Source organism: Caulobacter sp. GW822-FHT07D08 (genome assembly GCF_058798735.1).
Map to the genome: position 1 here is coordinate 284,218 of NZ_JBXAKU010000005.1, position 25,903 is coordinate 310,120.

The window sequence follows — 25,903 nt, forward strand, 5'->3', positions numbered from 1 at the left end:
GACGAACGGCCGATGATCACGCCGTTCGAGGACTCTTCCCTAGACCGCCGCGACCGCCCACTCCTTGATCGGGATCAAGGCTCGCGGACGAAACCAGCCTACACTCAACCGATGGGCGCCGACATAGTGCAGATTGATGGTTCCGTTGAACCAAGAACGTGGCTCGAACAGGCCAGCCGGCGCGGCGGGTCCGCAAGGGGCCGCGCGCGGACGTTCGTGCTGCTGGACGGCTTGGCCGCGATCGGCTTCGCCGCGGGTCTGGCGTTCAGCGTCGATGCGATAGCCAGTCAGCGCGGAACGCTGGCTCTGAGCCTATCCCTGCTGGCGATCGTGGTGGCCGGGGCCCTGCGGGGCTGGCTGGCCCGCGCGGCGGGTGAAGCGGGCGCGCAGGCCGCCGCCCAGGCCAAGGCCGCCGCGCGCGCCGACCTGGCCCGTTCCGTGTTCGCTGGCCCGCGTCGCCCGACGGGCCAGGCCGTCACCGCCCTGGTAGAGGGCGTCGAGGCGCTGGACGGCCACTTCGCCCGCTTCCTGCCCGCGCGACTGTCGGCCGCCGTGCTGCCGCTGGTGATGATCGCCGTGGCCGCGATCGCCAGCCCGATCTGCGCCGGCATTCTGCTGGCCACGCTCATTCCCTTCATCGCCGCCATGATCCTGTCCGGCACGGCCGCCGCCGCCGAGAGCCGCGCCCAGTTCCTGGCCCTGGAGCGTCTGTCGGGCCTGTTCCTCGACCGCGTTCGCGCGCTGCCGGTGGTCCTGGCCTTCCAGGCCGAGGGAACGACGACCGCCGCCCTGCGCCGCTCGGCCTCCGAGCTGGCCGAGCGCACCATTCGCGTGCTGCGCGTGGCCTTCGTCTCCTCGGCGGCGCTGGAGTTCTTCGCGGCCCTGTCGGTGGCGCTGGTGGCGGTCTATTGCGGCTTCAACCTGCTGCGCCTGCTGCCGTTCCCGGTTCCCGAGACCCTGGATCTGAAGCGCGCCTTCTTCGTCCTGGCCCTGGCGCCGGAGATCTACGCCCCGATGCGCCGCCTGGCCGCGGCCTATCACGACCGCCAGGCGGCCGAGGCGGCCTCGGCCAGTCTCGCGACATTCAAGCTCCCGGCCGCCAGACCGACCACGACGCCGCTGACCCAGGCCCCCACCATCCGCTTCGAGGGCGTCACCGTCCGCTATGCCGACACCGACGCCCCCGCGCTGGACGCCTTCGACCTCACCGCCGAGGCCGGAACCATCACCGCCCTCGTGGGTCCCAGCGGCGCGGGCAAGAGCTCGCTGCTGAACCTGCTGCTGGATCTCGCGCCCCTGACCGGCGGGAAAATCCTGATCGACGGCGCCGCGCCCCGCGCCGCCGACATCGCCTGGGCCGGCCAGTCGCCGCTGATCCTGCCCGCCTCGATCGCCGACAACATCGCCCTCTCCCGCCGTGACGCGACCCGCGCCGAGATCGAGGCGGCGGCCAGGGCCGTCGGTCTGGCCCTCGACCGCCCCGGCGGCCTCGACTTCGTGCTCGACGAGCGCGGCAGCGGTCTGTCCGGCGGCGAGCGGCGGCGCCTGTCCCTGGCCCGCGCCCTGCTCAAGCCCGCCCCGATCCTGCTGCTGGACGAGCCGACGGCCAATCTCGACGCGGTCGCGGAAGAGCAGATGCTGGCCGCCATCCGCGTGGCCGCCAAGGGCCGCACGACCCTGATCGCCACCCACTCCGAGGCCGTCGCGGCCCTCGCCGACCAAGTGATCCGCCTGTGACCAGCCCCCTCGACGACCTGATCCGCGCCCAGAAGCGCCAGCGCGCCGGCGCCCTGCGGCTGGCGATCGCCAGCGCCGTGGTCGTGGGCGGGGCCTCGACCATCCTGCTGGGGCTGTCCGGCTGGTTCATCGTCGCCAGCGCCGCCGCCGGCCTGGCGGGGCTGGCCGCGGCCCATGCCTTCAACGTGCTGATCCCCAGCGCGATGATCAGGCTGCTGGCCATCCTGCGCACCGCCGCCCGCTATGGCGAGCGCCTGAGCGGCCACGCCGCCGCCCTGCGCGCCCTGGCCGCCATCCGCCCGGCGGTGTTCGAGAGCCTGGCGGCCGCCCCGCCGTCCCAGTCGCTGACCCTGTCGCGCGGCGAGGCTTCCGCCCGCCTGGTGCAGGACGTCGACGCGATCGAGACCCGCTTCGTCCGTCTCTCCGCCCCCTGGAGCGCGGTCGCCGGCCTGGGCTCGGGCCTGGTGATGGCCGCCCTGGCCGGCTGGCTCCCGGCCGTCCTGATCCTGCTGGCCGCCGGCGCCGCGATCCTGATCGCCCGCGCCCTGGCCAAGCGCTTTTCCACGCCCGCCCGCGCCGCCATTCAAACCAAGGTCGGAGCGCTGAAGGAGACCACCGCCGCCCTCGTCGCCGCTTCGGCCGAGCTGCGCGCCTACGGCCTGGACGCCTGGGCCGGCGAGGCGTTGAACGCCAAGGCCGCCGAGCTCGACGCCGCGCGACTGGCCGCCGCCCGCGCCCAGGGCCTGATCCTGATGAGCCAGGCCACCCTGCTGGGCGTCGCGGTCGCCGCCGCCGTCGCCAGCGCCGCCCCGGCCGGCGCGCCTCTAGCCGCCCTGGCGGGCCTGGCCGCCGCCATGAGCGTCGACGCCCTGGCCGGCCTGGCCCACGCCTTCGACCAGGACGGCGCGGCGCGCGAGGCTCGGGACCGGCTGGACGCGATCCTGCGGCATCGCCCTCAGGCGATCACGCCGAAGCCGGAGACGCCGCCCAGCGTGACCATCCTCGGCCAGACCCTGCGTCCCGGCGAACGTCTGGCCGTCGTCGGCCCGTCCGGCTGCGGCAAGACCAGCGCCATCGAGGCCCTACTGGGCCTGCGCGGCCAAGCCGCCCTCCCCCGCTCGACCTTCGCCTGGCTGCCGCAGGACGCCGGCCTGGTCGCCGGCACGGTGCGCGACAACCTTCGCCTGGCCGCGCCCAAGGCGACCGACGCGCAGCTGTGGGAGGCCCTGGAAGCCGCCGTCCTCGCCGATCGCATCCGCGCCGCGCCGCGGGGTCTGGACGCCTATCTCGGTGACGACGGCGAGCGGCTGTCGGGCGGCGAGCGGCGGCGCCTGGCCCTGGCGCGGGCCTATCTGCGAGACGCGCCGTGGCTGCTGCTGGACGAGCCCACCGAGGGCCTTGATGCGGCGACCGAGATGATGGTGGTGGAGCGGCTGCGAGAGCGTCTGGACCGCACCGGCCAGGGCCTGGTGCTGGTCAGCCACCGCGCGGCGCCGGCGGCGATCTGCGGGCGGCGGCTGGAGATGAATGCAAACAAAAACCCGATCTCCCCGGCGAACGCCGGGGCCCAGATCGAACTCACCAAAGTTTGAGGATTGGACGCGAGCGCTGTCGCGAAAACCCCAAAGGCTCCGGATGAATCTGGGCCCCGGCGTTCGCCGGGGAAATCGGGCTTTGGGGGAACTCCCAGCTCGACTTGGGATCCTCTACTTCATGTTCACGCGGATGTAGGTCACGAACAGCACCACGGCGAACGCCGAGAACGCCGCGATCACCAGACCCAGGTACGCCATTTGCCCGTCAGACATTCGAACGCTCCGATTGCTTGGAACGTCCAGCCTCAGACCTACGCAATAACCGCGCCTTGACCTGGCTCAAACCCGTCCGGCTATAAGGACTTCGAGACTGAGAACACCCATGAAGCCAGCCCGGGGCCTGTCCTCGACGCTCTATAGCGATCCACATCCCACCGCCTACCTGGCCGCCCTCGCGGCGGTGATGGCGACGGCGGTGGCGCGCCTGTACCTGCCGGCGGCGTTCACCGCGCCCTCGTCATTCCTGCTGTTCGTGCCGGCGGTGCTGGTCAGCGCCGCGCTCGGCGGCCTGGGCCCTGGCGCCTTCGCCACCACCTTCGCCTGGGCCAGCGTCTGGTGGGTGACGCGCGAGATCCCGTTCAACCTGGTCAGCGGCCTGTGCGCGGCGATCTTCCTGTCGGTCGGCTTCGGCATGGCCGTGGGCGGCGGCTGGTTCCACGCCGCGCGGCGGCGCGAGGCGGCGGTCAACGACCACCTGCGTTCGATCCTCGACACCGTGCCCGACGGGGTGGTGGTCATCGACCGCGACGGCCTGATGACCTCGTTCAGCCCCGCAGCAGAGCGGATGTTCGGCTGGACCGCCGCCGAGGTTCTCGGCAAGAACGTCGGCTTGCTGATGCCCGAGCCGCATGCGGCCGCCCACGACGACCATATCCAGCGCTACCACCGCACCGGCGACAAGCGGATCATCGGCGTGGGCCGCGTCGTGGTCGGCCTGCGCAAGGACGGCTCGACCTTCCCGATGGAGCTGGCGGTCGGCGAGACCAAGGGGCCGATGCCCTCCTATACCGGCTTCATCCGCGACCTGACCCAGAGCCAGGAGACCGAGACCCGCCTGCAGGAGCTGCAGAACGAGCTGGTCCACGTCTCGCGACTGACGGCGATGGGCGAGATGGCCTCGACCCTGGCCCACGAGCTGAACCAGCCGCTGTCGGCCATCGCCAACCTCCTGACCGGCTCGCGCCGCCTGATCGACCGGGGCCGCGAGGCCGACCAGGCCAAGGTCCGCGACGCCATCGACCGCGCCGCCGCCCAGGCGCTGCGGGCCGGCGAGGTGATCCACCGCATGCGCGACTTCGTCCGCCGCGGGGCCAGCGAGCGGGTCGACGAGAGCCTGTCCAAGCTGATCGAGGAGGCTTCGGCCCTGGCCCTGATCGGCGAGCGCGACCGCCAGGTCGATGTGCGCCTCTCCCTGGATCCGGCGGCCGACGCCGTCTATGCCGACCGGGTCCAGGTGCAGCAGGTGCTGCTGAACCTGATCCGCAACGGCATCGACGCCATGCAGGAGAACGGCGCGCGGCGGAAGGCGCTGACCATCACCAGCGCCGTGACCGACCAGGGCTGGTCGCAGGTCAGCGTCGCCGACACCGGCCCGGGCATCGCGCCCGAGGTGCTGGAGCGCCTGTTCCAGCCCTTCATGACCACCAAGCCGCAGGGCATGGGGGTGGGCCTGTCGATCTCGCGTTCTATCATCGAAGCCCATGGCGGCCGCATCTGGGCCGAGGCCAATCCCGGCGGCGGGGCGCTGTTCCGCTTCACCCTGCCGCCCGCCGATCACAAGAAGGAACCCGTCGATGAGTGAGGCCCCCCTGGCGACCCCGACCGCCGTCGTGCACGTGGTCGACGACGACGAGAGCGCTCGCGAGTCTCTGGCCTTCCTGCTGGAGTCCGCCGACTTCGAGGTCGTCGCCTACGCCAGCGCCCCGGCCTTCCTCGAGGCTTTGCCAGACGCCAAGCCGGGTGTGGTGATCACCGACGTGCGCATGCCGGAGATGAGCGGCCAGGAGCTGGTCGCGCGCCTGGCGGCCCTGAAGGTCAAGATGCCGATCGTGATGATCACCGGCCACGGCGACATCCCGATGGCCGTCGAGGCCATGCGTTCGGGTGTCGTGGACTTCATCGAGAAGCCGTTCTCGGACGCCCGCATGCTGGATGCGCTCGGTCGCGCCATCAAAGCCGCCGAGGCCGCCCCGGTCACCGACGACCAGGCCGCCATCCTGCATCGCCTGGAGACCCTGTCCGAACGCGAACGCCAGGTGCTGGACGGCGTCGTCGCCGGCCACGCCAACAAGGTCATCGCCCGCGAACTGGGCATCAGCCCGCGTACGGTGGAGATCTATCGGGCCAAGCTGATGACCAAGATGCAGGCCGACAACCTGGCGGCGCTGGTGCGGATGACGCTGTCGGTGCGGGGGCAGACCTAGGGCGCTGTAGCGTTGGATGGAAGCATCCAAAGCGCAAAGGGCTCCAGATGCCCCTGTCCGCCTCGCTACGGCCGCGATAACAGGCTTTGGTTGAATTTCAGGACTTCGCTCAGCCTCACGCTCAACGCATCCCCCAGCAGCGGCTTCTCCACCAGCGACACGCCGCGCACGCCTCGCCGCAGCAGCCGCTCCGCGTCGCCGGTCAGCACGATCGTCGGGCTCTCCCCCACGGCCGGCCAGTCCTCTCGATCATCGTCGATGACCACCGCCGCCGCCGGTCGCCCATCCGGCCGCGTTCCCACCGCATAACCCTCGGTCTCCAGCGAGAAGCGTAGCGCCTCGCGCAGGGGCTCGTCCTCGACGAGCAGCAGGATGAGGGGACGATCCGACATGGCGCCATCTTGCCTGGACACCTGTCCGCGCGGGTTGATCCGCCTCAAACACTCGCCACCCGCACGCCCGCGTAAGGGGGTTTCCTTAGGCGCGGCTCCCGAATATCGCGGCGTCGGGAATAGGCGCATGACCCCACTATCAGAAGGGTCTTTCCATGCTGTCTCCGCTTCGCATCGACGCCGCTCCGGGCGCCCTCGATTCCGTGTTGGCCATTCCGGGCGCCTGCTCGCGCTTCTCGCGCGACGAGGAGATTTTCGGCGAGGGCGAGGCCGCCGACTATGTCTACCAAGTCGTCACCGGCGCGGTGCGGACCTACCGCATCCTGCGCGACGGTCGCCGCCAGATCGACGACTTCCACTTCGCTGGCGAGTATTTCGGCCTGGAGATGGCCGATGCTCACCGCATCACGGCCGAGGCCCTGACCGACGCCAGCATCCGGATGATCCGGCGCGGGGCGCTCAGCGATCTGGCCGCGACGCGCAGCGACGCCGCCCGGGCTCTGTTCCGCCTGACCGCCGAGGTCCTGCAGCGCAGCCAGGACCACGTGCTGATGCTGGGCCGTCGCTCGGCCCAGGAGCGGGTCGTCGGCCTGCTGCTGGATATCGCTGAACGCACTCACGCCCGCGCCGAGTTGAACGTGCCGATGGGCCGCCAGGACATGGCCGACTATCTGGGCCTGACGATCGAGACGGTGTCCCGGACACTGACGGCCTTGCAGGACGAGGGGTTGATCGCCCTGCCCAGCGTGCGGTGCGTGGTGCTGCAGGATCGTCGGGCGTTGGAGCGGATGGTCGACTGATCCAAATCCGCCCAGGCATAGCCTCCGTCTGGCGCGACTAGACCCCGCCTTCGTCCGTCCGCTCCAGCCCCGCGATCGTCGCCTCTTCCCGGGCGCCGCCCTTGTCGACCGCGCGCAGGGTCGCCTGGCGCAGGGCGTAGACGACCAGCGCCGCCAGGATGGCCGCGTTCAGGACGAACGGCCCCCAGCCGATGCGCTCGTAAAGCAGCACGAACAGCGGCGCGACCACGACATTGAGGCCGTTGATGGCGGCGATGGCCCCGGCCGCCCCGGCCTGGTCCTTGGCCTCGACCGACAGCGAGGCGCCGGCCGTGAAGCCCGGGCGCGCGAAGCCGTAGCCCAGGCTGGCGATGGCGTAGCCGATGGCCACGGCGGCGTAGTCCGGCGCGAAGGCGACGACGATATTGCCAACCGCCGCGCAGCCCACGCCCCAGCGCATCAGGTCGCGCGGCCCCATGCGGAACATGCGGATCAGGCCCCACTGGGCCAGCAGCGCCGCCACCGCGCCGGCGGCCATGGCCAGGGTGATGAAGCCCTGCGCCTTGATCGGCGGAAGGCCCAGCTTGTCGATGATCAGAAAGCCCAGGGTCTGGGTCTGGGCGGTCTGGCAGGCGGCGACCAGGAAGCCGAAGATCAGGAACGGCTTGAGGCGCGGATCCCGCCACAGGGCCGCATCGCCGCCGCGCCAGGACAGGCCGATCCGGCGGCGGGGCGGGGTCTCGCCGCGTCCGGGCTTGAAGGTCTCGGGCAGGCCCCGATGCACGACCACCATCATGCCCGCCGCCAGCAGGGCGAAGGCGAACATCGGCCCGGCCAGGCCCACGCCCGGCAGCACGAACAGCGGGGCCAGCAGCGGACCGACCACCGTGCCCAGGCCGAAGGCTCCGGCCAGGGTGGCCATGGTCTGGGTGCGCTCTTCGCGGCTGGTGCGCTCGGCCATATAGGCCTGGGTGGCCGGATTGGCGGCCGAGCCGAAGGTCCCGAACAGCGCCCGGCACAGCAGGAAGGCGACAAAGATGACCAGCGGCGGCGCCAGGTGATGCAGGCCGGCCGACACCACCAGGGCGCACAGCAGCATCGACACGCAGAAGCCGCCCAGGCCCAGCAGGATCAGCGGCTTGCGCCCACGCAGGTCCGACTGGCGAGCCCACAGCGGCGATGTGATGGCCCACAGCACGGCCGATAGCGAGAAGATGGCCGCGACCATGGCGTCCGGGATGCCGATCTGGCGGCCGATGGCCGGCAGCACCGACAGCATGCCGTTGTTCCCCATGGCGGTCGCCACGGACACGCCAAAGAGGATCGCGAACGGCGCCCGGTTATCCCGGGCCTCTTTGGACTCCCCAGTCATCAAACACTTGTTAGGCCCCCTCCTGTTCCGAGGGAAGCATCAGAACCGGAAAGACGCGATTTTTAGGTCGCGCGCGCGATGTGTCGCGGATCACAGACGGCTTGGATGAGCGCGTGAAAACGTTGGCTTAATCATTAATCGCGATCATGCGGCTTCATTCTCGGGGTCGGTCTTCCGCCATGTTCCAGATCATCGGCATCGTCATGCTCTTCGGCATGGTGTTTGGCAGCTACCTGATGGGTGGCGGCAAGATGGACGTGATCCTGCACGCCGCCCCGCACGAGCTGATGGCCATTCTGGGCGCGGCCGTCGCCGCCTTCCTGATCTCCAACTCGATGGTCGTCATCAAGGGCACGGCCGGCGGCTTCGGCAAGATCTTCAAGGGTCCCAAGTGGAAGCCGTCTGACTATCGCGACCTGCTGTCCTTGCTGTTCCTGCTGACCAAGACGATGAAGTCCAAGGGCGTCATCGCCCTGGAAAGCCACATCGAAAAGCCGGGCGAGAGCACGATCTTCGCCCGCTACCCGAAGATCACCCACGACCACTTCGCCGTCGACTTCATCTGCGACACCCTGCGGATGATGACCATGAACCTGGAGGACCCCCACCAGGTCGAGGACGCGATGGAAAAGCAGCTCGAGAAGCACCACCACGAGGCGCTCGAGCCGGCTCACGCTCTGCAAAACATGGCCGACGCCCTGCCCGCGCTGGGCATCGTCGCCGCCGTGCTGGGCGTCATCAAGACCATGGGCTCGATTACCGAACCGCCGGCCGTCCTCGGCGGCATGATCGGCGGCGCCCTGGTCGGCACCTTCCTCGGCGTGTTCATCGCCTATGGCATCGTCGGCCCCATGGCCACGCGTTTGCAGGCCGTCGTCAACGAGGACGGCGCCTTCTACAAGATCATCCAGGCCGTCCTGGTCGCCCACCTGCACGGCAACGCCGCTCAGATCTCGGTCGAGATCGGCCGCGGCAACGTGCCCTCGCCCGCGCAGCCCAGCTTCGCCGAACTGGAAGAGGCGCTGTCGCAAATCCCGAACGAATAGCCGCCTTCCGAAGGCCGTCGCGCGCGCGAGGTTAGCGCCTCGTAACTTGCGCCCGCTTTCGAACCGGTATTCCTTCTGCGCAAAGCCGTCGTCGACAAGGCGACGGCGTCCGCCGCTAGGGGAAATCCGCATGAACACCACGATGCTTCGCAAACTCCTCATCGCCGGCGTGGCCGTCTCGGCCCTGTCGTTGGCCGCCTGCGGCAAGCAGGAAGCCGCCGAGGGCGACAGCGCCGCCGCCAAGGCCGCCGCCGCCGACGCCAGCACCGTGACCGACGCCGCCTCGGCCAAGGACCAGGCCGCCGCCGACGCCAACAAGGCCGCCGCCGACGCGGCCGCGGCGCCGGCCGATCCGGCGGATACCGCCGCGGACGCCGCCGCCACGGGCGCCACCTCGACGCCGTCCGAGACCTCGGCCACCGCCGCGGCGGACGCGGCGACCGCCGCCAAGCCGGAAGAGAAGAAGGCGGGGCACTAGGGGTCTCGCCTAAAATTCAAGATCCGATCTCCCCGGCGAAGGCCGGGGCCCAGGTCGAGCCCAGAGCGCCCTTCGTCGAACCTCGGCGGAGGGCGCTTTCACATCTGACGCTCAGGATGAATCTGGACCCCGGCCTTCGCCGGGGAGATCGGGTTGGAGAGCGGTCTTGACGTTTGACCTCACCCAGCGCTCTAGCAGCCCCATGAGCGTCACCAACCCTCCCGCAGGTTCGCCCCTCGTCTGGCGCGAGGACGGCCTGCCGCAGTCCAGCCTGTACGGCGACGTCTATTTCTCCAGCGTCGACGGCCTGGCCGAGACGAAGGCGGTGTTCCTGACCGGCTGCGGCCTTCCCGAGCGGTTCGGGCAGCAGCCAGACTTCACGGTCGGCGAGCTTGGATTTGGCTCGGGCCTGAACATCGCCGCCCTGCTCGACCTCTGGCGGCGTGAAAAGCCGCAAGGCGGCCGCCTGCATGTCTTCTCGATCGAGGCCCACCCGCTGGCGCGCGACGAGGCCGCCCGGATCCTGGCCCACTGGCCGGAGCTGGGCGAGGCGGCCCAGGTGCTGCTGGATCACTGGCCCGGTCGCGCCCGGGGTTTCCACCGCGTCGACCTGCCCGGCTTCGACGCCGTGCTGGACCTGGCGGTCATGGACGTGATCCCGGCCCTGCAGGCCTGGGACGGCGCGGCGGACGCCTGGTTCCTGGACGGCTTCTCCCCGGCGCTGAACCCGGCCATGTGGCGCGAGGAGGTGCTGGCCGCCGTCGCCAGCCGCTCGGCCCCGGGCGCCCGGGCGGCGACCTTCACCGTGGCCGGCGCGGTAAGGCGCGGCCTGCAAGCCGCCGGCTTCGAGATCGCCAAGCGCCCCGGCTTCGGCCGCAAGCGAGAGCGGCTGGAGGCCTGGCTGCCCGGGACACCTCAGCCGCCACCGCGCCCGCTGAGCCTGGCCGTCATCGGCGGCGGCATCGCCGGCGCGTCCCTGGCGCGCGCCGCGCGCGCCGAAGGCCTCAGCGTCACCGTCGTCGATGATCCGGACCACGTCGCCGCCTCGGGCAATCCGGCCGCCCTGGTCACCCCCGCGCTCGACGCCGGCGGCGGCCCCCGCGCCGCCCTCTACGCCCAGGCCTTCGCCCGCGCGGCGGCGCTGTACGAGGCCGAGCCCGGCGCGATCATCGCCCGCGAGGTGCTGCAGCTGCCCGCCAGTGAACGCGATCCGGCCCGCTTCGCCACCGTGGCCGGACAGGACCTGTTCGAGCCAGGCGCCATGCTCCTGCGCGACGACGCCCTGGCCATGACCCGCGCGCTGGTCATCGAGCCGGCCCTGGTCACCGCCGCCTGGAGCGGCGAGATCATCCGCCGCCGCGTCGCCCGCCTGGAGCGCGCCGGCCCAGGACGCCATGGGGCCTGGCGACTCCTCGACGAGGCCGGCGACCTTATCCTGACCGCCGATCGCGTGGCCCTGGCCGCCGGCGCGGCGAGCGCTGAACTTCTCCCCCAGATCCGCCTGAAACCCGTACGCGGCCAGGCCAGCTGGACCGCAGGCGAGACGACCCAGGCGACGGCCTTCGGCGGCTATGCCGTGCCGACCCGCGATGGTGTCCTGTTTGGCGCCACCCACGACCGCGACCAGACCGCCGTGGACGTCCGTCCCGAGGACCACGCCCGCAACCTCGACATCCTGGCCAAGGGTCTACCGGACCTGGCCGCGCGCCTGGCGGGCAAGACGTTCGAAGGCCGCGCGGCCGTGCGCGCCACGACGTCGGACCGTCTGCCGCTGGCGAGCGTTCGCGACGATGGCCTGCTGGTCCTGACCGGCCTCGGCTCGCGCGGCTTTTGCCTGGCCCCGCTGCTGGCCGAGCACCTGATCGCCAGCCTCCTGGGCCATCCCTCGCCCTTGCCGCGCCAATTGTCGCACCTGACCGAGTCCGGCCGTTTCGACTCGCCTGACACGGGTATCGGCGTATAATCGAACACGGTTATCGGAGCGCGCGACGGACCCTTTGCCGCCCGTGCTTCCTATCCGCTCAAATCTACCGATGAGGCCGGCGCCCCCTTCTTGCCGGCCGCATGACGGCGGTCCTCCGCCCTCTTGGTCCGCCGGATCGGACGCTCCCGACGCCCCATCGGGAGCGTCTTTCCATTTGAGCGCCACGCGTCCCGAGCGCCGCCCATAGAAAGCGCCGCCCATAGAAAAAGGGGCCGGCCTCGCGGCCAGCCCCAATTCCACCGATCCGGACTTCCTTATTGGAAGTTGATCGAGACCGTCGAACGGCGGTTCAGCGGTTCCTTGACGCCATCGCCAGTCGCGACGGCCGGAGCGCTTTCGCCCTTCCAGTCGACCGCGACGGCGGTGGCGGCCAGGCCCTGGCTGACCAGGCCATCGGCGACGGCCTTGGCGCGGCGTTCCGAGAGCTTCTGGTTGTAGCGATCCGAGCCCGAGGTGTCGGTGTGACCCGTCACCACGACCTTGGTCGCGTTGCCGCCCTTGGCGTATTCGGCGGCCTGCTGGACCACGGCCTGAGCTTCCGGCGTCAGCACGTACTGATCGAACGGGAAGTAGACCACGAACTCGCGCGCTTCATAGGCCGGAGCGGCCGGCATCGGCGGCGGGGGCGGAGGAGGCGGCGGGGGCGGGGGCGGCGGGGGCGGCGGGGGAGGCGGCGGGGGCGGCGGGGGCGGCGGCGACCCGAAGGTGTAGCGCAGACCCAGGGTCACCGAAGCGTCCTTGTACTTGCCCGAGAAGGTGCCGACGTCAGTGATCGAACCACCGGCCGGACCCGTGTTCTGGGTCACCGAACCCCACTTGAGGTTCTTGGTTTCCAGGTAACGGCCGGTCAGGTCCATCGACCAGTTCTCGGCGAAGTTCCAGCCCACGCCCACGATGCCTTGATAGGCGAAGGCCTGGTCGACGTCGTCGAAGTTGGTGTTCTGGAAGCGAGCGCCGCCGGCCGGAACGCCCGACAGCTGGCCATAGGCCTTGTTGTGCACCCAGGCCGTACCGGCGCCGGCGCCGATGTACGGGTTGAAGGTTCCACCCGGCATCAGGTCGAAGATGACATTGGCCATCAGGGTGGTGGCCTTCAGGCTGCCGTCCAGCTCACCGCAATCCGGCGAGGCCGGCGAGCGGCCGACGCCAGGCGTGCAGAGGCCGATCGGCTGAGCGCCGGCCAGACCATTGCCGCGGACGCTCTTCAGGTCGCTGGGGCGATAGCCGTATTCGGCTTCCACGCGCCAGTTCGGCGAGAACTTGTAGCCCAGGCGGGCAAAGCCGGCCCAGTCCTTGTCGCCCGAGAAATTCCACTGATAGCCGTTCGAGGACGTAGCCTTGACGTCCCTCGGCTCGTGGTAGCCCACATCGCCCGCGACATAGAAGCCGCTCAAGGCGCTTTGAGCCGAAGCGCCCGAGGCCGCGCCGAGCGCGACCAAGGCGACGCCGGCAAGCAACCGCATATTCATCTCTAAAACCCTCTCTAGTCTCTAGTAGTATGTCGCGGGCCCGACACGGCCCCGGGACCTCAGCACGACAAACGCGCACTCAGCGGATTTAGGTGTGGCAGAAACGCCACAAAGGCCGATCAATTGTGAAATGAGCGCGGACCAACCGGTGTTCCGGCAGCGCTTAGCTTGGCCGAAAAACTGTGCGCACATGTCGCAAGTAACGGAGATTGAAGGAGAAATTCAATTTCTACATACTGCAGGCTTGGTCGGGTGGAGTATGTCCGTGAGCATTGAAGCATTTTCACAGGCCGGCCAGGAACCCGTGAGGATCACGGGTGGCGAGGCTCCGAACGCCTTCGTCAACGCCGACGCTCGCGACGGCGTCGTGGCGGGCAAGGAAAGCCTGACGGTGGCCGAGGCGGCCTCGCAGCTATTGCGCGGCGCGCCCGGCTGGGGTCCGGCCCTGCATGTCGGGGCGACGGTGACCTACGCCTATCGCGCCACCGCGCCGACCACCATGCCCAGCGACACCGGGGGCTTCTCGCAATTCAACAGCGCCCAGATCGTCCAGACCGAGAAGGCTCTGCAGGCCTGGTCGGACGTGGCCAACATCAAGTTCGTACGCGCCGGAACCGGAACCACCGGCGTGGCCGCCTACAGCGACAACGCCGCCATCCTGTTCGGCGACTACAGCACCGGCGAGTCCGGCTCGGCCGCCCTCGCCTACTATCCGGGCAACGCCCAGCCCAGCAGCGACTCGGGCGATGTCTGGGTCAATTCCAGCCTCGGCTACAACAGCAGCCCAAGCGGCTCGAACTATGGCGGCATGGTGCTGGTCCACGAGGTCGGACACGCCATCGGCCTGGCCCACCCCTCCGAATACGACGCCGGCGGCGCGGCCACCGCGATCACCTACAGCGCCGACGCCGACTACTACGAGGACAGCCGTCAGTACACGGTGATGTCCTACTTCAGCGAGTCCAACACCGGCGGCGCGTTCGGCGGCGCCTACGCCACCTCGCCTTTGCTGGACGACATCGCCGCGGCCCAACTGGCCTATGGCGCCAACATGACCACCCGCACCGGCGACACCATCTACGGCTTCAACGCCAACGCCGAGCGCGACTGGTTCTCGGCGACCTCGTCGTCGACCAAGCTGGTCTTCGCCGCCTGGGACGCCGGCGGGACCGACACCTTCGACTTCTCCGGCTACAAGGTCGCCCAGACGATCGACCTGCGCGCAGGCTTCTTCTCCAGCGTCGGCGGCCTGACCGGCAACGTCACCATCGCCATCGGCGCGGTCATCGAGAACGCCATCGGCGGCGCCGCGGCCGACACCATGACCGGCAACGCGGTGGCCAACCGCATCACCAGCGGCTCGGGCAACGACATCCTGGACGGCGGCGCGGGCCTGGACACCGCCGCCTACGCCGGCAAGTTCGCGTCCTATGCCTTCAGCGCCCTGGCCAACGGCGGCTGGCAGATCAAGGACAACGCCGGAACCGACGGCACGGACACCGCCATCAATATCGAGAACCTGCAGTTTTCGGACCGCGTGGTCGCCATGGTCGACAGCCGCGTGGCCTCGGCCATGGCCAGCGTCCTGCGCCTGCAGACCTTCAGCACCGGCGCCGACGCCATGACCAAGTCGATCGCCGGCGCCATGGCCTCCGGGACCAGCTACACGGACGCCATCGGCCTGGTCATCAAGGCGACGGTGAACACCAGCGCCGTGGCCGCCCTCTCCTACCAGTTCTTCACGGGCAAGACCCCGACCGCCGCGGGCATGGACTATCTGGTCGACCCGAACGGCGCGAACCCCAACACCCTGAACAGCGCCTACTACCAGTCGTTCGACACGGTGAACCGCTTCATCAATTTCGCCGTCAATCTGGGCAAGAACGGCGAAGGCGCCTCGGGCTTCACGGCGAGCTACGGGTCCCTGACGCTCTTCGACGCCACCAAGAAAGCCTATGCGGCCATCTTCGGCGCGACGCCGACCGACCAGAAGGTCCACGACCTGCTGGACACCACCGTCGCCGTGGGCGGCTCGACCATGACCCGCGCCAGCTACATGGCCTATTACGGTCAGGACGGGGGGAACGGTCAGGGGACCAAGGCGGCCATGGTCGGCTGGCTGCTGGCGGCGGCCGAGACCGAGCACGTCGGCGTCTACGCCAAGTCGGCCGACGTCTTCTTCGCCGACCAGGTGACGCACAACGTCTATGGCGTCGACCTGATCGGGACCTACGCCAAGCCGGAATACAATCTGATCTGAGGCCCTCTGGGCCTCCGATCCGGCGACACGACGCGGCGGCGGGCCTCACGGCTCGCCGCCGTTTTCGCGTTCGGTGAATCCGAAAGCGGCCCCGGCGCGTTTCTCCTGGCCGAGGAGACCACTATGACCTTCACCGCCCGCGCCCTGCATCTGCACGGCCACCATGCCCGCCTGATCGACGAGGCCAGCCCGGAAGCGGCGGCGATCGCCTATGTCGAGGAGTTCGCCCACGACGCCCCCGATAGCGACGCTGGCGGCGGCGACCTGGCGATCCTCGTCCGCGACGAGGACACCGGGCGCGAGCAGTGCTTCCGGGTGGACCTGGCGACCGGCGAGACCGAGCCCTGCGCCGGAGCCTGAACACAAGAAGAGCCGTTTCCTTCAAGCCGCCGCGGCCGCGCCGTGGTGGATCGTCCCGATATTCCCCTGACCTGGAGAGACCGACATGAAGATCGTCAGAAGCGGCTCGGCCGCCTGGAGCGGCGGCATCAAGGACGGCAAGGGCTCGATCTCGACCGAGAGCGGCGCCCTGCAGGACTATCCCTACGGCTTCGCCAGCCGCTTCGAGGGCCAGCCCGGCTCCAACCCCGAGGAGCTGATCGCGGCGGCCCACTCGGCCTGCTTCACCATGGCTCTGTCGCTGATCCTGGGCGAGGCGGGCCTGAAGGCCGACCGCATGGACACCTCCGCCAAGGTCTCCCTGGAACAGGTCGAGGGCGGCTACGCCATCACCGCCTCGCACCTGACCCTGAAGGCCAGCATCCCCGGCGCCGACCAGGCCCAGTTCGAGGAATTGGCCGCCAAGGCCAAGGCCGGCTGCCCGGTCTCGAAGCTGCTCAAGGCCGAGATCACCCTCGACGCCAGCCTGATCGAATAGGATCCTGCCCGGTGTCGCGCGCCTCCCCCTTTCCAGGCTGGGCGCGACGCCGGGAGATCGCGCCGTGAACCGTTACAGCTTCCTGGACCTGGCCAGCTCGCCCAGCGCGCGCGCGGTCCAGGCCGAGATGGGCGTCGACCAGCTGTGGACGCCCGGCGCGGTCGATCGCGTCTCCGAGGCCTTCACGCCCAGCGAGGTCGCCTTCATCGCCGAGCGCGACAGCTTCTACATGGCCAGCGTCTCGCAGACCGGCTGGCCCTACGTCCAGCACCGCGGCGGCCCGCCCGGCTTCCTCAAGGTGCTCGACGAGACGACCCTGGCCTTCGCCGACTACGCGGGCAATCGCCAGTACATCAGCACGGGCAATCTGGACGCCGACGACCGCGTGGCCTTGATCCTGGTCGACTATCCCCGCCGCGCCCGCCTGAAGATCCTGGCCCACGCCGAGCGCCTGGCGCTGGACGCCGAGCCCGACCTGCTGGCGCGGGTCAGCGTCCCCGGCTACCGCGCCCGCCCCGAGCGGATCTTCCGCCTGCGGCTGGCGGCCTTCGACTGGAACTGTCCGCAGCACATCGTCCCGCGCTTCACCGAGGCCGAGATCGCCCGCGCGGTCGCGCCGCTGCGCGACCGGCTCGCCGCCCTGGAGGCGGAAAACCAGCAGCTGCGCGAGCGCCTCGGCCCTTCATAGACGTTCCGTTCCGGAAGCTGACGAACTCGTGTCTTGGCGCCGCCGCCTCCGGCGCCGCACGCTTCGTCGTCACACGAGGGAGCCACCATGAGCGAACGCATCTTCCGCCAGGGCGACATGCTGCTGCGCACCGGGGTGAGCCTGCCGCATCTGGGCGTCTATTCGGGCCAAGTCTACGAGGTCGAGGACTACCATCACCACGCCGAAGGCCTTTACGTCAAAGGCGTCGACGAGGGGCTGGACCCGGCCAGCTTCCAGCCGATCAGCGAGCCCATCTAGACGTCAGCCTCGCGCTGGCCGGGACTCGCACCCTCTAAAAGAGAATATATTTTCGATACAACTTGACCGAAAGTCGCTACCAGGCGCATCGTGCCGGCGTCGGGAGGCGGCTGCATGATCACCAGGGAGCGGATCGAGCGCATCTTCAAGGAGGTGCAACCTCACTTCGTGCGCACGGGCGACGTCGAGGGCTATGCCAGCCTGTTCACCGAGGACGGGGTCTGGTGGCCCCTTGGCCGCGAGACGCGGATCGGCCGGCGGGAAATCGCCGAAGGCTTCGCGGACGTGATCAGCGGCTGCCACATCGAGCCGGTGTTCGAGGCCGTGGAGCTTGTCGTCCGCGACGACTTCGGCCTGGCGGCCCTGCACGGCACGCAGACGATACGCTTCGACAGCGGCGCCCCCACCCAGGTCGATCACTCCCGCGAGATCTGGGAGTTTCGAGACGTCGCGGGCGCCGTCAAGATCAGCCGCATGATGTGGAACCAGATCCCGGACATGACCTAGAGCCCCATGGCGACGCCGGAAGGTGGTCTCGCCGACGGAATCCTGGGAGCGCGCCCCTTGCCGCGGGCGGCTCGCGCATCCGCTAACTCGGATAGTCAGACGTCCTTCCCGAGACCCGCTCGGCCAAGCCCGCCGAACCGGACGACGGCTTCCGTGCGGTTGCGGGCGCCCGCCTCGCTCAGGATGGCCTGGACGTGCAGCTTCACGGTCGCCAGAGAGATACTGAGCGCGTCGGCGATCTGCTTGTTGGTCTTGCCGTTCAGCAAATGACCAAGCACTTCGCGTTGCCGTTTGGACAGCCGCTCCACCGACGGCCGCTCCTGCAGTTTGCCCTTGTCGACCCACGGAAAATATTCGCCGCCCGCGACGATGAACCGCAATATCGCGTGCTGCATCTCCCGGGTGATTTGCTCTCCAATAAAGCCCTGGAAACGCTGCGCATAGGCGAGCTTGGCGAGGTCCAGGTCGCATCGAGGGGCGAACAGGACACGCTGTCGCGCCCGCAAATTCGCGACCTGTGCGAAGCTGTCGGCCGGGTCGGCGGTGGCTGGCACGTCCAGGAGAAGCAAGTCGAATGTCACATCGGCCGGGAGTTGGGCGGTCTGGACGCCGATGGAAATCTCGCCTCCGATCGCTTCGGCAACCATGTTCCGCAGCATCGCCGCGCGCTCCATGTCCGAGCCTAAGATCGCCACCCTCATTGCTGACCTACGTCGATAAACTTAGTGGCGCCGCCAAATACCCCTACTGCAAATAGGGAATCTATCCTGGCGCGTCACCTAGCCCTCTGGCTAGTATTTTGACGAAATTGAACCGCAAGGAATTGATCTGCCGCAACTTACGGTACGGCGCCTAGCCATAGGGATGAGCAACGCCAGACGTCACCGTGTCACGCTCGTGTCGAGAGCCGATTCGAGGAAGTTATGGCGACAAGACCCGCTCGAAATTGCCCTGTAGGTAGCGCTAACTATACCTCTGAAGACGCGGCGAGATCGGGCGCTGTCGCGCCGATCGTCTTACAGTTCGAGAGCGCCGGAACGCTGGTTCGCTGTATAGCGGGCGACCGTGATATCCTGAACACCACGGACGCGATCGCTCTGGTAAGCCAGCGCCTGAAGGTTCCAGAGCGGACAGCGCGGACGCTCTTGCGCAGGCTCGCGCGCGCGCCCACGGGACCGGCGAACGACGCGGCGTTGACCGCATTGGGCTGGTCGGCCCTCTCCTGGCGCCAGGCCGAGGGCGACGCCGCCGCCACCCAGATCGTACTCTTTCCGCGAGAGACCCATTCCGCCGCCGAGGACCGCCTGAACGCGATCCTGGACAACGCCGCCGATGCGATCTTCGTGATCGACGTGAATGGCGTCATCGAGAACGCCAACCCCGCGGCTCACGCCCTGGGCGGCTGGCCGCCAGGTTCGCTCGTCGGCGAGCCCCTGTCGGTGCTGATGAGCTCGAACGACGCCCACACGCATCAGGTCCGTGTCGCACGCTACCTGGAGACGGGCGGCAGCGGCATTCTGAACGCGGGTCCAAGGCCCCTTAGCCTGACACGACGCGATGGCGGCCGCGTATCCATCGAGCTGTCGGTGGGTGAAGCGACGATCGGCGGCGCCCGGAAGTTCATCGGCGTCTGTCGAGACATCGACGAGCGCCTCCGGGTCGACGCCGCCCTGACGCTCGCCAATCAGCGCCTGCGCCAGCAGGTCGAAGAGCTTCGCGTCTTGGGCCAGGACCTGACGGCGCGAAAGCGTGACCTCCAGGAGCGCACGCGAGAGGCCCTGGCCGCGAGGCAGGAGGCCGAGCAAGCCAGCCAGGCCAAGTCCCGGTTCATGGCGATCATGAGTCACGAGCTGCGAACGCCGCTCAATGGGGTCCTGGCCGTCGCCGACGCCTTGGCCAAGCGTCCTCTGCCCGCCGCGGAACTCGAGATGGCCAGGCTCATCAAGTCGTCGGGAGACGCCCTTCTGTCGATCCTCAATGAAGTGCTGGACCTGGCGCGCGTCGAGTCGGGCGCCCTCTCGCTGGACCCGGCGCCGATCGACCTTGGCCAGTTGGTGCTCGCCATCACCGAGGTCTGGCGCTTCGCGGCCGAGGCCAAGGATCTGAAGCTCCACGTCGAATGCGTGGACCTGCCTGAAGCCGCTCTCGCCGACGGCCAAAGACTGCGGCAGGTGCTTTCGAACCTCCTGAGCAACGCGATCAAGTTCACGGAGCGCGGCGCCGTCAGTTTGCGCGCCGCCGGGGACAGGAATTCGGATCGCGTCACGTTCTCCGTTTCCGATAGCGGCCCCGGCATCGCGCCGTGCGAGCTTGAGCGCTTGTTCGAGCCGTTCGTGCAAGGCGACGCCAGTACGACGCGCCGTCATGGCGGCGCCGGACTGGGCCTGGCGATCTGCAGGGAGCTGGTCGCCATGATGGGCGGCGACATCCGAGCCGAGCCCGGCCTCCAGACGGGCTCGACCTTCACGGTCGACGTGATCCTTCCACGCGTCAGTCCGTCGAGCCAGACGCCCACGCCATCCGCTTCGCCCGACTCCATCGACTTCGATCCCCTGATCCTCGTGGCCGAGGATCATCCGCTCAATCGTCGCGTGATCGCGATCCTGCTGGACGAGGCGGGTCTCCGCTACGAGTTCGCCGAGGACGGCCTGTCGACGGTCGCGGCCGCCGCGTCGGGGCGGTTCGATCTGATCCTGATGGACGTTCACATGCCCCAGCTCGATGGACTGGAGGCCACCCGACGGATCAGGGCGCTCGGCGGAGAGGTCGCCGCGACCCCGATCATCGCGGTGACGGCCAACGCTTCCAGCGAAGAGATCGCCGAGTGCCTCGACGCGGGTATGGACGGCTTCGTCGGCAAGCCGATCAATGCCTGTGAATTGCTTTCCGCGGTCGCCAACACCGCCCGCGTCACCCGCTCCCGGGGTCGGCAGGAATCCTGACGATGCAAGGCCGCTCCGTCCGGGGCGACAGGAACGGCCAGCGACAGGCTAGCGTCCCGATTCCGAAGTTCGCAAGCGCCTGTGGCAAGCTCCGACGAACTTCGGAATCGATAAGAACACTACAGCCTGTGCAGCTTGGGCCGGTCCGGCATGACGGCGAACCGCGCCAGGGTGCCGAGCGCGCCGCCGGGCGACTGCACCTTGTCCAGCACCTTGACGTCGGTTCGCCACGCGTTCGGCGTGATGTCGAAGGTCTGGTAGCCGCGCTGCGCGTTGGCCAAGGCGAGATTGGGGCTGTTCTCGAGCGCGGAGCGCAGGTTCGGCGTCATCGGCGCGCCATCGCCGGCCGATGAGATCGAAGTGGCCAGGAATTCGGTCGCCGCGGCGGGCCCGCCCGGCTCTTCATCGCGTAGCGGAACCGAACCGACCGCGTGGATATGCGCGTCCCCCGTGGCGATCACCACGTTGGTCAGGCTGCGTTCGGTGATGGCGCGGACCAGTCGCGCCCGGGCCGCCGGATAGCCGTTCCAGGTGTCATTGGAGACGATACGCTCTCCGGCCGGTCCCCGCCGGACGAAGGGCATCACGAAAACCTGCTGGGCGATCAGGTTCCAGCGCGCGTCGTTGTTCAGTCCCTCGCCCAGCCAGGCTTCCTGGGCGGCGCCGAGCATGGTGGCGTCCGATCCGTCCTCGGCCCGGCAATGGGCCTGTCCCGCCCGGTCGCAGAGCTGGTCGCCGCGGTAGCTGCGCGTGTCCAGGACGTGCATCCGGAAGAGCCGCCCGTAGTCCAGCCGCCGATGCATGACGAGGCCGTCAGGACGTGGAAACTGAGCCTTGCGGACGGGCATGTGCTCGTACCAGGCCTGCATCGCCGCGTAGCGGCGCAGCAGGAACACCTCGGGCGGCGTGCCATCCTGGTCGAAGGCCGAAGCCCAGTTGTTGTCCACCTCGTGGTCGTCGAACGAGACGATGAACGCCGCGGCGGCGTGGGCCGCCTGCAGGTCCGGGTCGGTCTTGTAGAGGGCGTAGCGCCGCCGGTAGTCGTCGAGACTGTAGACCTCGCCGCCGAGGTGGTTGCGCTCGACGACGGCGCCGGCCGCGTCGGTGATCACGTAGTCGCTGCGACCGCCCTCGTAGATGTAGTCGCCGTAGTGGAAGACCGCGGCGAGATCCGGCTCGCGGCTGATGTGGCGCCAGGCGTCGTACCAGCCGTTGGGATAGGCCTGGCAACCGGCCACGGCGAGACGGATCCGCTCGGGCCGGTCGCCGGAGGCCGGCGCCGTCCAGGCCAAGCCCGCCGCGCTGGGCTCGGCGCCATCGACCCGGAAGCGATACCAGTACGGGCGGCGGGGCCGCAGCCCGTCGATCTCGACATGAACGCTGTGGGCGAGTTCGGGCCGCGCGATGGCTTCGCCCGACCGGACGATCCGCTCGAACCGTTCGTCCTCCGCCACGTCCCAGCGAACCTGGACCGCCAGGGTCGGCATCCCGCCATGCGCCTCCAGAGGCCGGGGCGCCAAGCGGGTCCAGATCACGAAGCCCTCGGGCCAGGGGTCGCCGGCGGCCACGCCGAGCGAGAACGGATAGTCGGCGAACCTCGGCGCGACCCAGGCCCGAGCATCGCGATCCGGCCCCGCGAACAGCGCAAGGCCGCCCGCCGCCGCGAGGAACTTCCGGCGATCAAGGCCGGATCTTTGCAGACGCATCGCCGCCACCTCAGAAGGTCAGCCGAAGGCCAAGCGTGGCGCTCCGGCCATAGGCGCGGTAGTCGCCGGCATGGTCGCCAATCGGACCGTTCGGCGTGTCGACGCCCGGCAGTATGATGTTCGTGTTCTCGTTCAGCAGGTTACGCATCGACAGGAAGAGGCGCACATTCTGGCGCACGGCGTAGGCTCCCGAGAAGCTCATGTCCGTACGCGGCTCGATGAACGACCCCGTCGAAACACTGTTCAGCTTGCGCCCAGTCATGACGGTGTTGAGGTTGAAGCTGAGAGGCCCTTTCTTGTAGGCCAAGGCCAGCGAACCGAAGTGGCGCGCCGACAGAGCGATCGGCGCTTCCGGATTGGTCTGGGTATAGGAGCCCTTGACCGAGAGACCGCTCAACACGCCCGGCAGATAGGCGAGCGCGTGATTGAATTCGATCTCGAAGCCATTGATGTTGATGGCGTCGCCGCCGGCGGTCCGGGTGGTCCGGAACATATAGTTCGCGTAGTCCGTGCCCGCGTAGCCGAATTCTTCCGCCGTCAGATCTTCGGTCTGGAAGAGGCCTTTGACCTTGTTGCGGTAATAGTTGATGGCCACCAGCCCGATGGGCTCGAAGTAGTGGGCGATGCGTACGGAGATGTTGTCCGACAGTTCGGGTTTCAGCCCCGGGTTCGGCGCCGTGACAATCTGCAGGTCGTCATTGACCGACCACACGCCGGCCAGCACGTTGACCTCGGGCCGGCGAATGGTGCGGCTATAGCCCAGCTGGAAATCGGTGCTGTCGTTGATGGCGACCTTCAGCGAGGCGCTGGGGAAGAAATAGTCATAGGAGCCCTCCCGGTCGATCCTGGGCCGGCTCTCGTACTGGTACTTCAGGCCGTCGATCGTCGTGGCGCGCCCGGTCGAAGCCGACACCGCGTAGCCAGCCGCCTTGACCGCGGCCGCGGTCAACGGATCGAACTCGCGCGCGCGCGTCTCGGTTTCCTCCCACCGCAGGCCGAGCCGTCCGGTGATCCTGTCGGTGATTTCCGCCGTCGCCATCAGATAGGCGGCGTTGGTGTCTTCTTCGAAATGACGGGTATTGGCGATAAAGGCGGTATAGTAGTTGTCCGCCGTCAACGCCTGCGTGAACTGGTCGGGGTGCGCGAGGAAGAACTGCCCCATCTTTATATTACTGGGGGTATAGAGCGCCGAGTCTCCCGAAACCGACGCGACTTTGATTCCGAGATCATTGAAGGATAGTTCGTTTATACTGGACGTGTCGGCGAGAAACTGCGCCACCGTCAAGGGGCCCGTATAGCGGTACTGATAGGCGCTGCGTTCATTCTTGAAATCATAGACCGCGCGTTTGGCCTTCAGACCGGTCTTGATCGTCAGTTGGGTCGAGCGGATTTTTACCGGGACGGTGAGGTTCAACGCGCCGCCGACCAGTTCGGTGCGGGCGGAACGGCCGTCCTGTGTGTTGAGGGTGATATTGGCGGCCTTGAAACTGGTCGGATCATTCCAGTCCGGGCCGTCGGTCTGGGTGATCCGCCAGTCCTGGGCCATGAGGCCGGAACGCTTCACGGCGAAATTGCCGGTCGCCGTGGGCGAGGTGACAAGGTTGAAGATGGAGCCTTCCTTGCCCAGGGGATCATAGGTCGACGTCGAGTCCGAATAGGACAGGTTGCCGTCGAGCCCGAAATGATCGCCTTGATATTCGAAGCTGGGAATGAAGGTCTTACCCTTGCCCTCCTTGGAAATAGCGTTGTTCTGAGCGGTAATCGCGGTGGCCGACGCCGCTTTTTTCGTCGTGAAATCAGTCATGGCGTCGCCGATGACGCCGCGAGTCCGCGCATCGGTGGTGAATATCCAGGTGCGCTGGCCCGACCACAGATAGGACTGATTGTAGATGCCGGCCAAGGACAGGATAAGCCGGTCCGTCGCTTTGAAATCCAGCGTCAGGGATGAAGCGAAACGCGACACCTCCTGCCCACGCATGTGGGCGTAGATGGTGTTCGGCGCCATCGGTTCCGGGCTGACCGCGGTCGGGACGTAGCTGCGCGGATAGTAGGTCTGCTCCATTTCCGTGTAGGTTCTGGACTGACTGACGCTGGCGACGACGCCCAGACGACGGTTGAAGAAGACATCCGAATATTCGATCTGGCCGCTCGGCAGGAACTTGCCGCCGCGTCGACCTTCGTCCGGGCCGGTTTCCCTGTCGTTCCACAGATCCGAATGCGTGAACGCATTGAGCTGCGCGGAGACCCGGCGGCCCTTGCGGTCGAAGGCGCGCTTGGTGCGCAGGTTGATGGCGCCCGCCGGCGCGTTGGCGTCGACATCGGCGCTAATGGTCTTGGAAATTTCGATAGAGTCGATGCTGCTCAGCGACACCTGCTCGAAACTGAACGAGCGCGAGGTGGTCGAGCCGTCATTGGCGTCAGCGGCGGCCATGCTGACCCCGTTGACGGTCACCGAGGTATATTCCGACGGCAGGCCGCGCAGGCGGACATAGCGCACCGTGTCATCGCCCTCGCCGTTCGTGTCGACGCCCGGCATGAGCTTGATGAACTCGCCGACATTGCCCTCGGCGATGTCGCCGAACGATTCGGAGGACAGGCTGTTCTTGATGTCCATCGACTGACGCTGGCTCATGATCGCCCGCGCGTCGCCGTCGCGCTGAGAGGCGATGACCACGACCTCGCCCAGCTTGGTCGCGTCGTCCACGCCGGACCGCGAGAGCCGCAGGTCGAGTTGCAGGCTCTTGCCGGCCTCGACGGTCACCGACACGCTGCTGTCGGGATAGCCGGTAAAGCTGACCGTGACCCGCGCCTCGCCGGCCGGCACGTCCGTCAGCCGGAACTCGCCCCGCTCCCCGGAAGCGGCCGCGCGATGCTCGCCGTTGCTCGTCACCATCCGGATCGTGGCGTCGCGCAGATATTCGCCGGTGGCCGGGTCGATCACCGCGCCGGAAATGGCCCCGCGTCCGGCCTGGCCGCGCGAACCGCGCGCTGTCGAGCGCAGGACGATCACCTGGCCGTTGTCCCGCGCGACCTCGAGCGGCGTGCCCTCCAGCAGGCGGGCCAGGGCCAGACGCACATCCAGCTCACCCACGACCGCCGGGGTCTGGATGCCCGCCAGGTCGCGTCCGGGCGCGATAATCTGCATCCGAGCCTGCCGGGCGAATTCGGGAAGCGCCTTGAAGGCGGGTTGCGCGGGAACGTTGAAGGTTCGTGTCTGGGCGAGCGCGGGCGACGTAATGCACAGCATCGCCCCGGCGGCGGCGCACGCCAGGAGGGCGCGTTGGGAAACCATGGTCTCTATCCCCGATGACCGCTGAAGGCGCGGTGTTCGGGGCCAGAGAGGCTCGGCGGCGCGTCGCCCCTCCATAC

General features: G+C 68.5%; 21 protein-coding genes. 15 read left to right on the forward strand and 6 right to left on the reverse strand.

Going from position 1 to position 25,903, the window contains the following annotated elements; genetic code table 11:
* Positions 1–111 precede the first annotated feature (111 nt).
* The 4 genes from cydD to fixJ all read left to right on the forward strand — a co-directional run bounded on the left by cydD (position 112) and on the right by fixJ (position 5,755).
* Entirely contained in the window at positions 112–1,737 is a 1,626-nt protein-coding gene (gene cydD / locus AC1RJ9_RS12270; protein ID WP_492837162.1) for a thiol reductant ABC exporter subunit CydD, read from the forward strand.
* Positions 1,734–3,329 carry an amino acid ABC transporter ATP-binding/permease protein gene (locus AC1RJ9_RS12275; RefSeq protein WP_492837163.1) on the forward strand — a complete coding sequence of 532 codons (1,596 nt, stop codon included), beginning with the start codon at positions 1,734–1,736 and terminating at the stop codon, positions 3,327–3,329. Before cydD ends, AC1RJ9_RS12275 begins: the two co-directional genes overlap by 4 nt.
* A gap of 325 nt (positions 3,330–3,654) precedes the next feature.
* The gene (locus AC1RJ9_RS12280) at positions 3,655–5,133 is read left to right on the forward strand and encodes a PAS domain S-box protein (RefSeq protein ID WP_492837164.1); all 1,479 of its coding nucleotides are present in this window, start codon (positions 3,655–3,657) and stop codon (positions 5,131–5,133) included.
* The gene (fixJ, locus tag AC1RJ9_RS12285) at positions 5,126–5,755 is read left to right on the forward strand and encodes a response regulator FixJ (RefSeq protein ID WP_492837165.1); all 630 of its coding nucleotides are present in this window, start codon (positions 5,126–5,128) and stop codon (positions 5,753–5,755) included. The genes AC1RJ9_RS12280 and fixJ overlap by 8 nt, the downstream gene beginning before the upstream one ends.
* A 65-nt stretch (positions 5,756–5,820) precedes the next feature.
* On the opposite strand, the gene fixT is transcribed toward fixJ, so the two are convergent.
* Positions 5,821–6,147 (reverse strand): oxygen-responsive sensory/signaling system negative regulator FixT, encoded by a 327-nt coding sequence (gene fixT / locus AC1RJ9_RS12290; protein WP_492837166.1) that lies wholly within the window; start codon positions 6,145–6,147, stop codon positions 5,821–5,823.
* A 155-nt stretch (positions 6,148–6,302) separates the two neighbouring features.
* On the opposite strand from fixT, the gene fixK reads away from it, so the two are divergent.
* Positions 6,303–6,947: a transcriptional regulator FixK gene (gene fixK, locus AC1RJ9_RS12295; protein ID WP_492837167.1), complete on the forward strand. Its 645-nt coding sequence runs from the start codon at positions 6,303–6,305 to the stop codon at positions 6,945–6,947.
* A 37-nt stretch (positions 6,948–6,984) separates the two neighbouring features.
* Here the strand turns inward: fixK and AC1RJ9_RS12300 are convergent, their stop codons facing one another.
* On the reverse strand, positions 6,985–8,298 hold the full coding sequence (locus AC1RJ9_RS12300) for an MFS transporter (protein WP_492837168.1): 1,314 nt from the start codon (positions 8,296–8,298) through the stop codon (positions 6,985–6,987).
* A gap of 179 nt (positions 8,299–8,477) precedes the next feature.
* On the opposite strand from AC1RJ9_RS12300, the gene motA reads away from it, so the two are divergent.
* The 3 genes from motA (at position 8,478) to mnmC2 (ending at position 11,785) form a co-directional block, all read left to right on the forward strand.
* The gene (gene motA, locus AC1RJ9_RS12305) at positions 8,478–9,344 is read left to right on the forward strand and encodes a flagellar motor stator protein MotA (protein WP_492837169.1); all 867 of its coding nucleotides are present in this window, start codon (positions 8,478–8,480) and stop codon (positions 9,342–9,344) included.
* Positions 9,345–9,474: 130 nt separating this feature from the next.
* Entirely contained in the window at positions 9,475–9,822 is a 348-nt protein-coding gene (locus AC1RJ9_RS12310) for a hypothetical protein (RefSeq protein WP_492837170.1), read from the forward strand.
* A gap of 202 nt (positions 9,823–10,024) precedes the next feature.
* The gene (gene mnmC2 / locus AC1RJ9_RS12315; protein ID WP_492837236.1) at positions 10,025–11,785 is read left to right on the forward strand and encodes a tRNA (5-methylaminomethyl-2-thiouridine)(34)-methyltransferase MnmC2; all 1,761 of its coding nucleotides are present in this window, start codon (positions 10,025–10,027) and stop codon (positions 11,783–11,785) included.
* Positions 11,786–12,060: 275 nt separating this feature from the next.
* Here mnmC2 and AC1RJ9_RS12320 read toward each other — a convergent pair whose 3' ends face one another.
* On the reverse strand, positions 12,061–13,275 hold the full coding sequence (locus tag AC1RJ9_RS12320) for an OmpA family protein (protein WP_492837171.1): 1,215 nt from the start codon (positions 13,273–13,275) through the stop codon (positions 12,061–12,063).
* Positions 13,276–13,534: 259 nt separating this feature from the next.
* On the opposite strand from AC1RJ9_RS12320, the gene sapA reads away from it, so the two are divergent.
* From sapA to AC1RJ9_RS12350, 6 genes are all read left to right on the forward strand, one after another.
* On the forward strand, positions 13,535–15,535 hold the full coding sequence (gene sapA / locus AC1RJ9_RS12325) for a protease SapA (protein WP_492837172.1): 2,001 nt from the start codon (positions 13,535–13,537) through the stop codon (positions 15,533–15,535).
* Between the two features lie 123 nt (positions 15,536–15,658).
* The gene (locus tag AC1RJ9_RS12330) at positions 15,659–15,895 is read left to right on the forward strand and encodes a DUF5961 family protein (RefSeq protein WP_492837173.1); all 237 of its coding nucleotides are present in this window, start codon (positions 15,659–15,661) and stop codon (positions 15,893–15,895) included.
* An 85-nt stretch (positions 15,896–15,980) separates the two neighbouring features.
* Entirely contained in the window at positions 15,981–16,412 is a 432-nt protein-coding gene (locus AC1RJ9_RS12335) for an OsmC family protein (RefSeq protein ID WP_492837174.1), read from the forward strand.
* A gap of 64 nt (positions 16,413–16,476) precedes the next feature.
* A complete protein-coding gene (locus AC1RJ9_RS12340) occupies positions 16,477–17,100 on the forward strand; it encodes a pyridoxamine 5'-phosphate oxidase family protein (RefSeq protein ID WP_492837175.1) in 624 nt (207 codons plus the stop codon).
* An 87-nt stretch (positions 17,101–17,187) separates the two neighbouring features.
* On the forward strand, positions 17,188–17,379 hold the full coding sequence (locus AC1RJ9_RS12345; protein ID WP_125155443.1) for a hypothetical protein: 192 nt from the start codon (positions 17,188–17,190) through the stop codon (positions 17,377–17,379).
* A 114-nt stretch (positions 17,380–17,493) separates the two neighbouring features.
* On the forward strand, positions 17,494–17,886 hold the full coding sequence (locus AC1RJ9_RS12350) for a YybH family protein (protein ID WP_492837176.1): 393 nt from the start codon (positions 17,494–17,496) through the stop codon (positions 17,884–17,886).
* A 95-nt stretch (positions 17,887–17,981) separates the two neighbouring features.
* Here AC1RJ9_RS12350 and AC1RJ9_RS12355 read toward each other — a convergent pair whose 3' ends face one another.
* Positions 17,982–18,587 carry a helix-turn-helix transcriptional regulator gene (locus tag AC1RJ9_RS12355; protein WP_492837177.1) on the reverse strand — a complete coding sequence of 202 codons (606 nt, stop codon included), beginning with the start codon at positions 18,585–18,587 and terminating at the stop codon, positions 17,982–17,984.
* 492 nt (positions 18,588–19,079) lie between these two features.
* Here AC1RJ9_RS12355 and AC1RJ9_RS12360 point away from each other — a divergent pair, with 492 nt between their 5' ends.
* A complete protein-coding gene (locus AC1RJ9_RS12360; RefSeq protein WP_492837178.1) occupies positions 19,080–20,828 on the forward strand; it encodes an ATP-binding protein in 1,749 nt (582 codons plus the stop codon).
* 119 nt (positions 20,829–20,947) lie between these two features.
* On the opposite strand, the gene AC1RJ9_RS12365 is transcribed toward AC1RJ9_RS12360, so the two are convergent.
* Both AC1RJ9_RS12365 and AC1RJ9_RS12370 read right to left on the reverse strand, forming a co-directional pair.
* Positions 20,948–22,534 carry an alkaline phosphatase D family protein gene (locus tag AC1RJ9_RS12365; RefSeq protein ID WP_492837179.1) on the reverse strand — a complete coding sequence of 529 codons (1,587 nt, stop codon included), beginning with the start codon at positions 22,532–22,534 and terminating at the stop codon, positions 20,948–20,950.
* Between the two features lie 10 nt (positions 22,535–22,544).
* The gene (locus AC1RJ9_RS12370; protein ID WP_492837180.1) at positions 22,545–25,826 is read right to left on the reverse strand and encodes a TonB-dependent receptor; all 3,282 of its coding nucleotides are present in this window, start codon (positions 25,824–25,826) and stop codon (positions 22,545–22,547) included.
* Between the last annotated feature and the right edge of the window lie 77 nt (positions 25,827–25,903).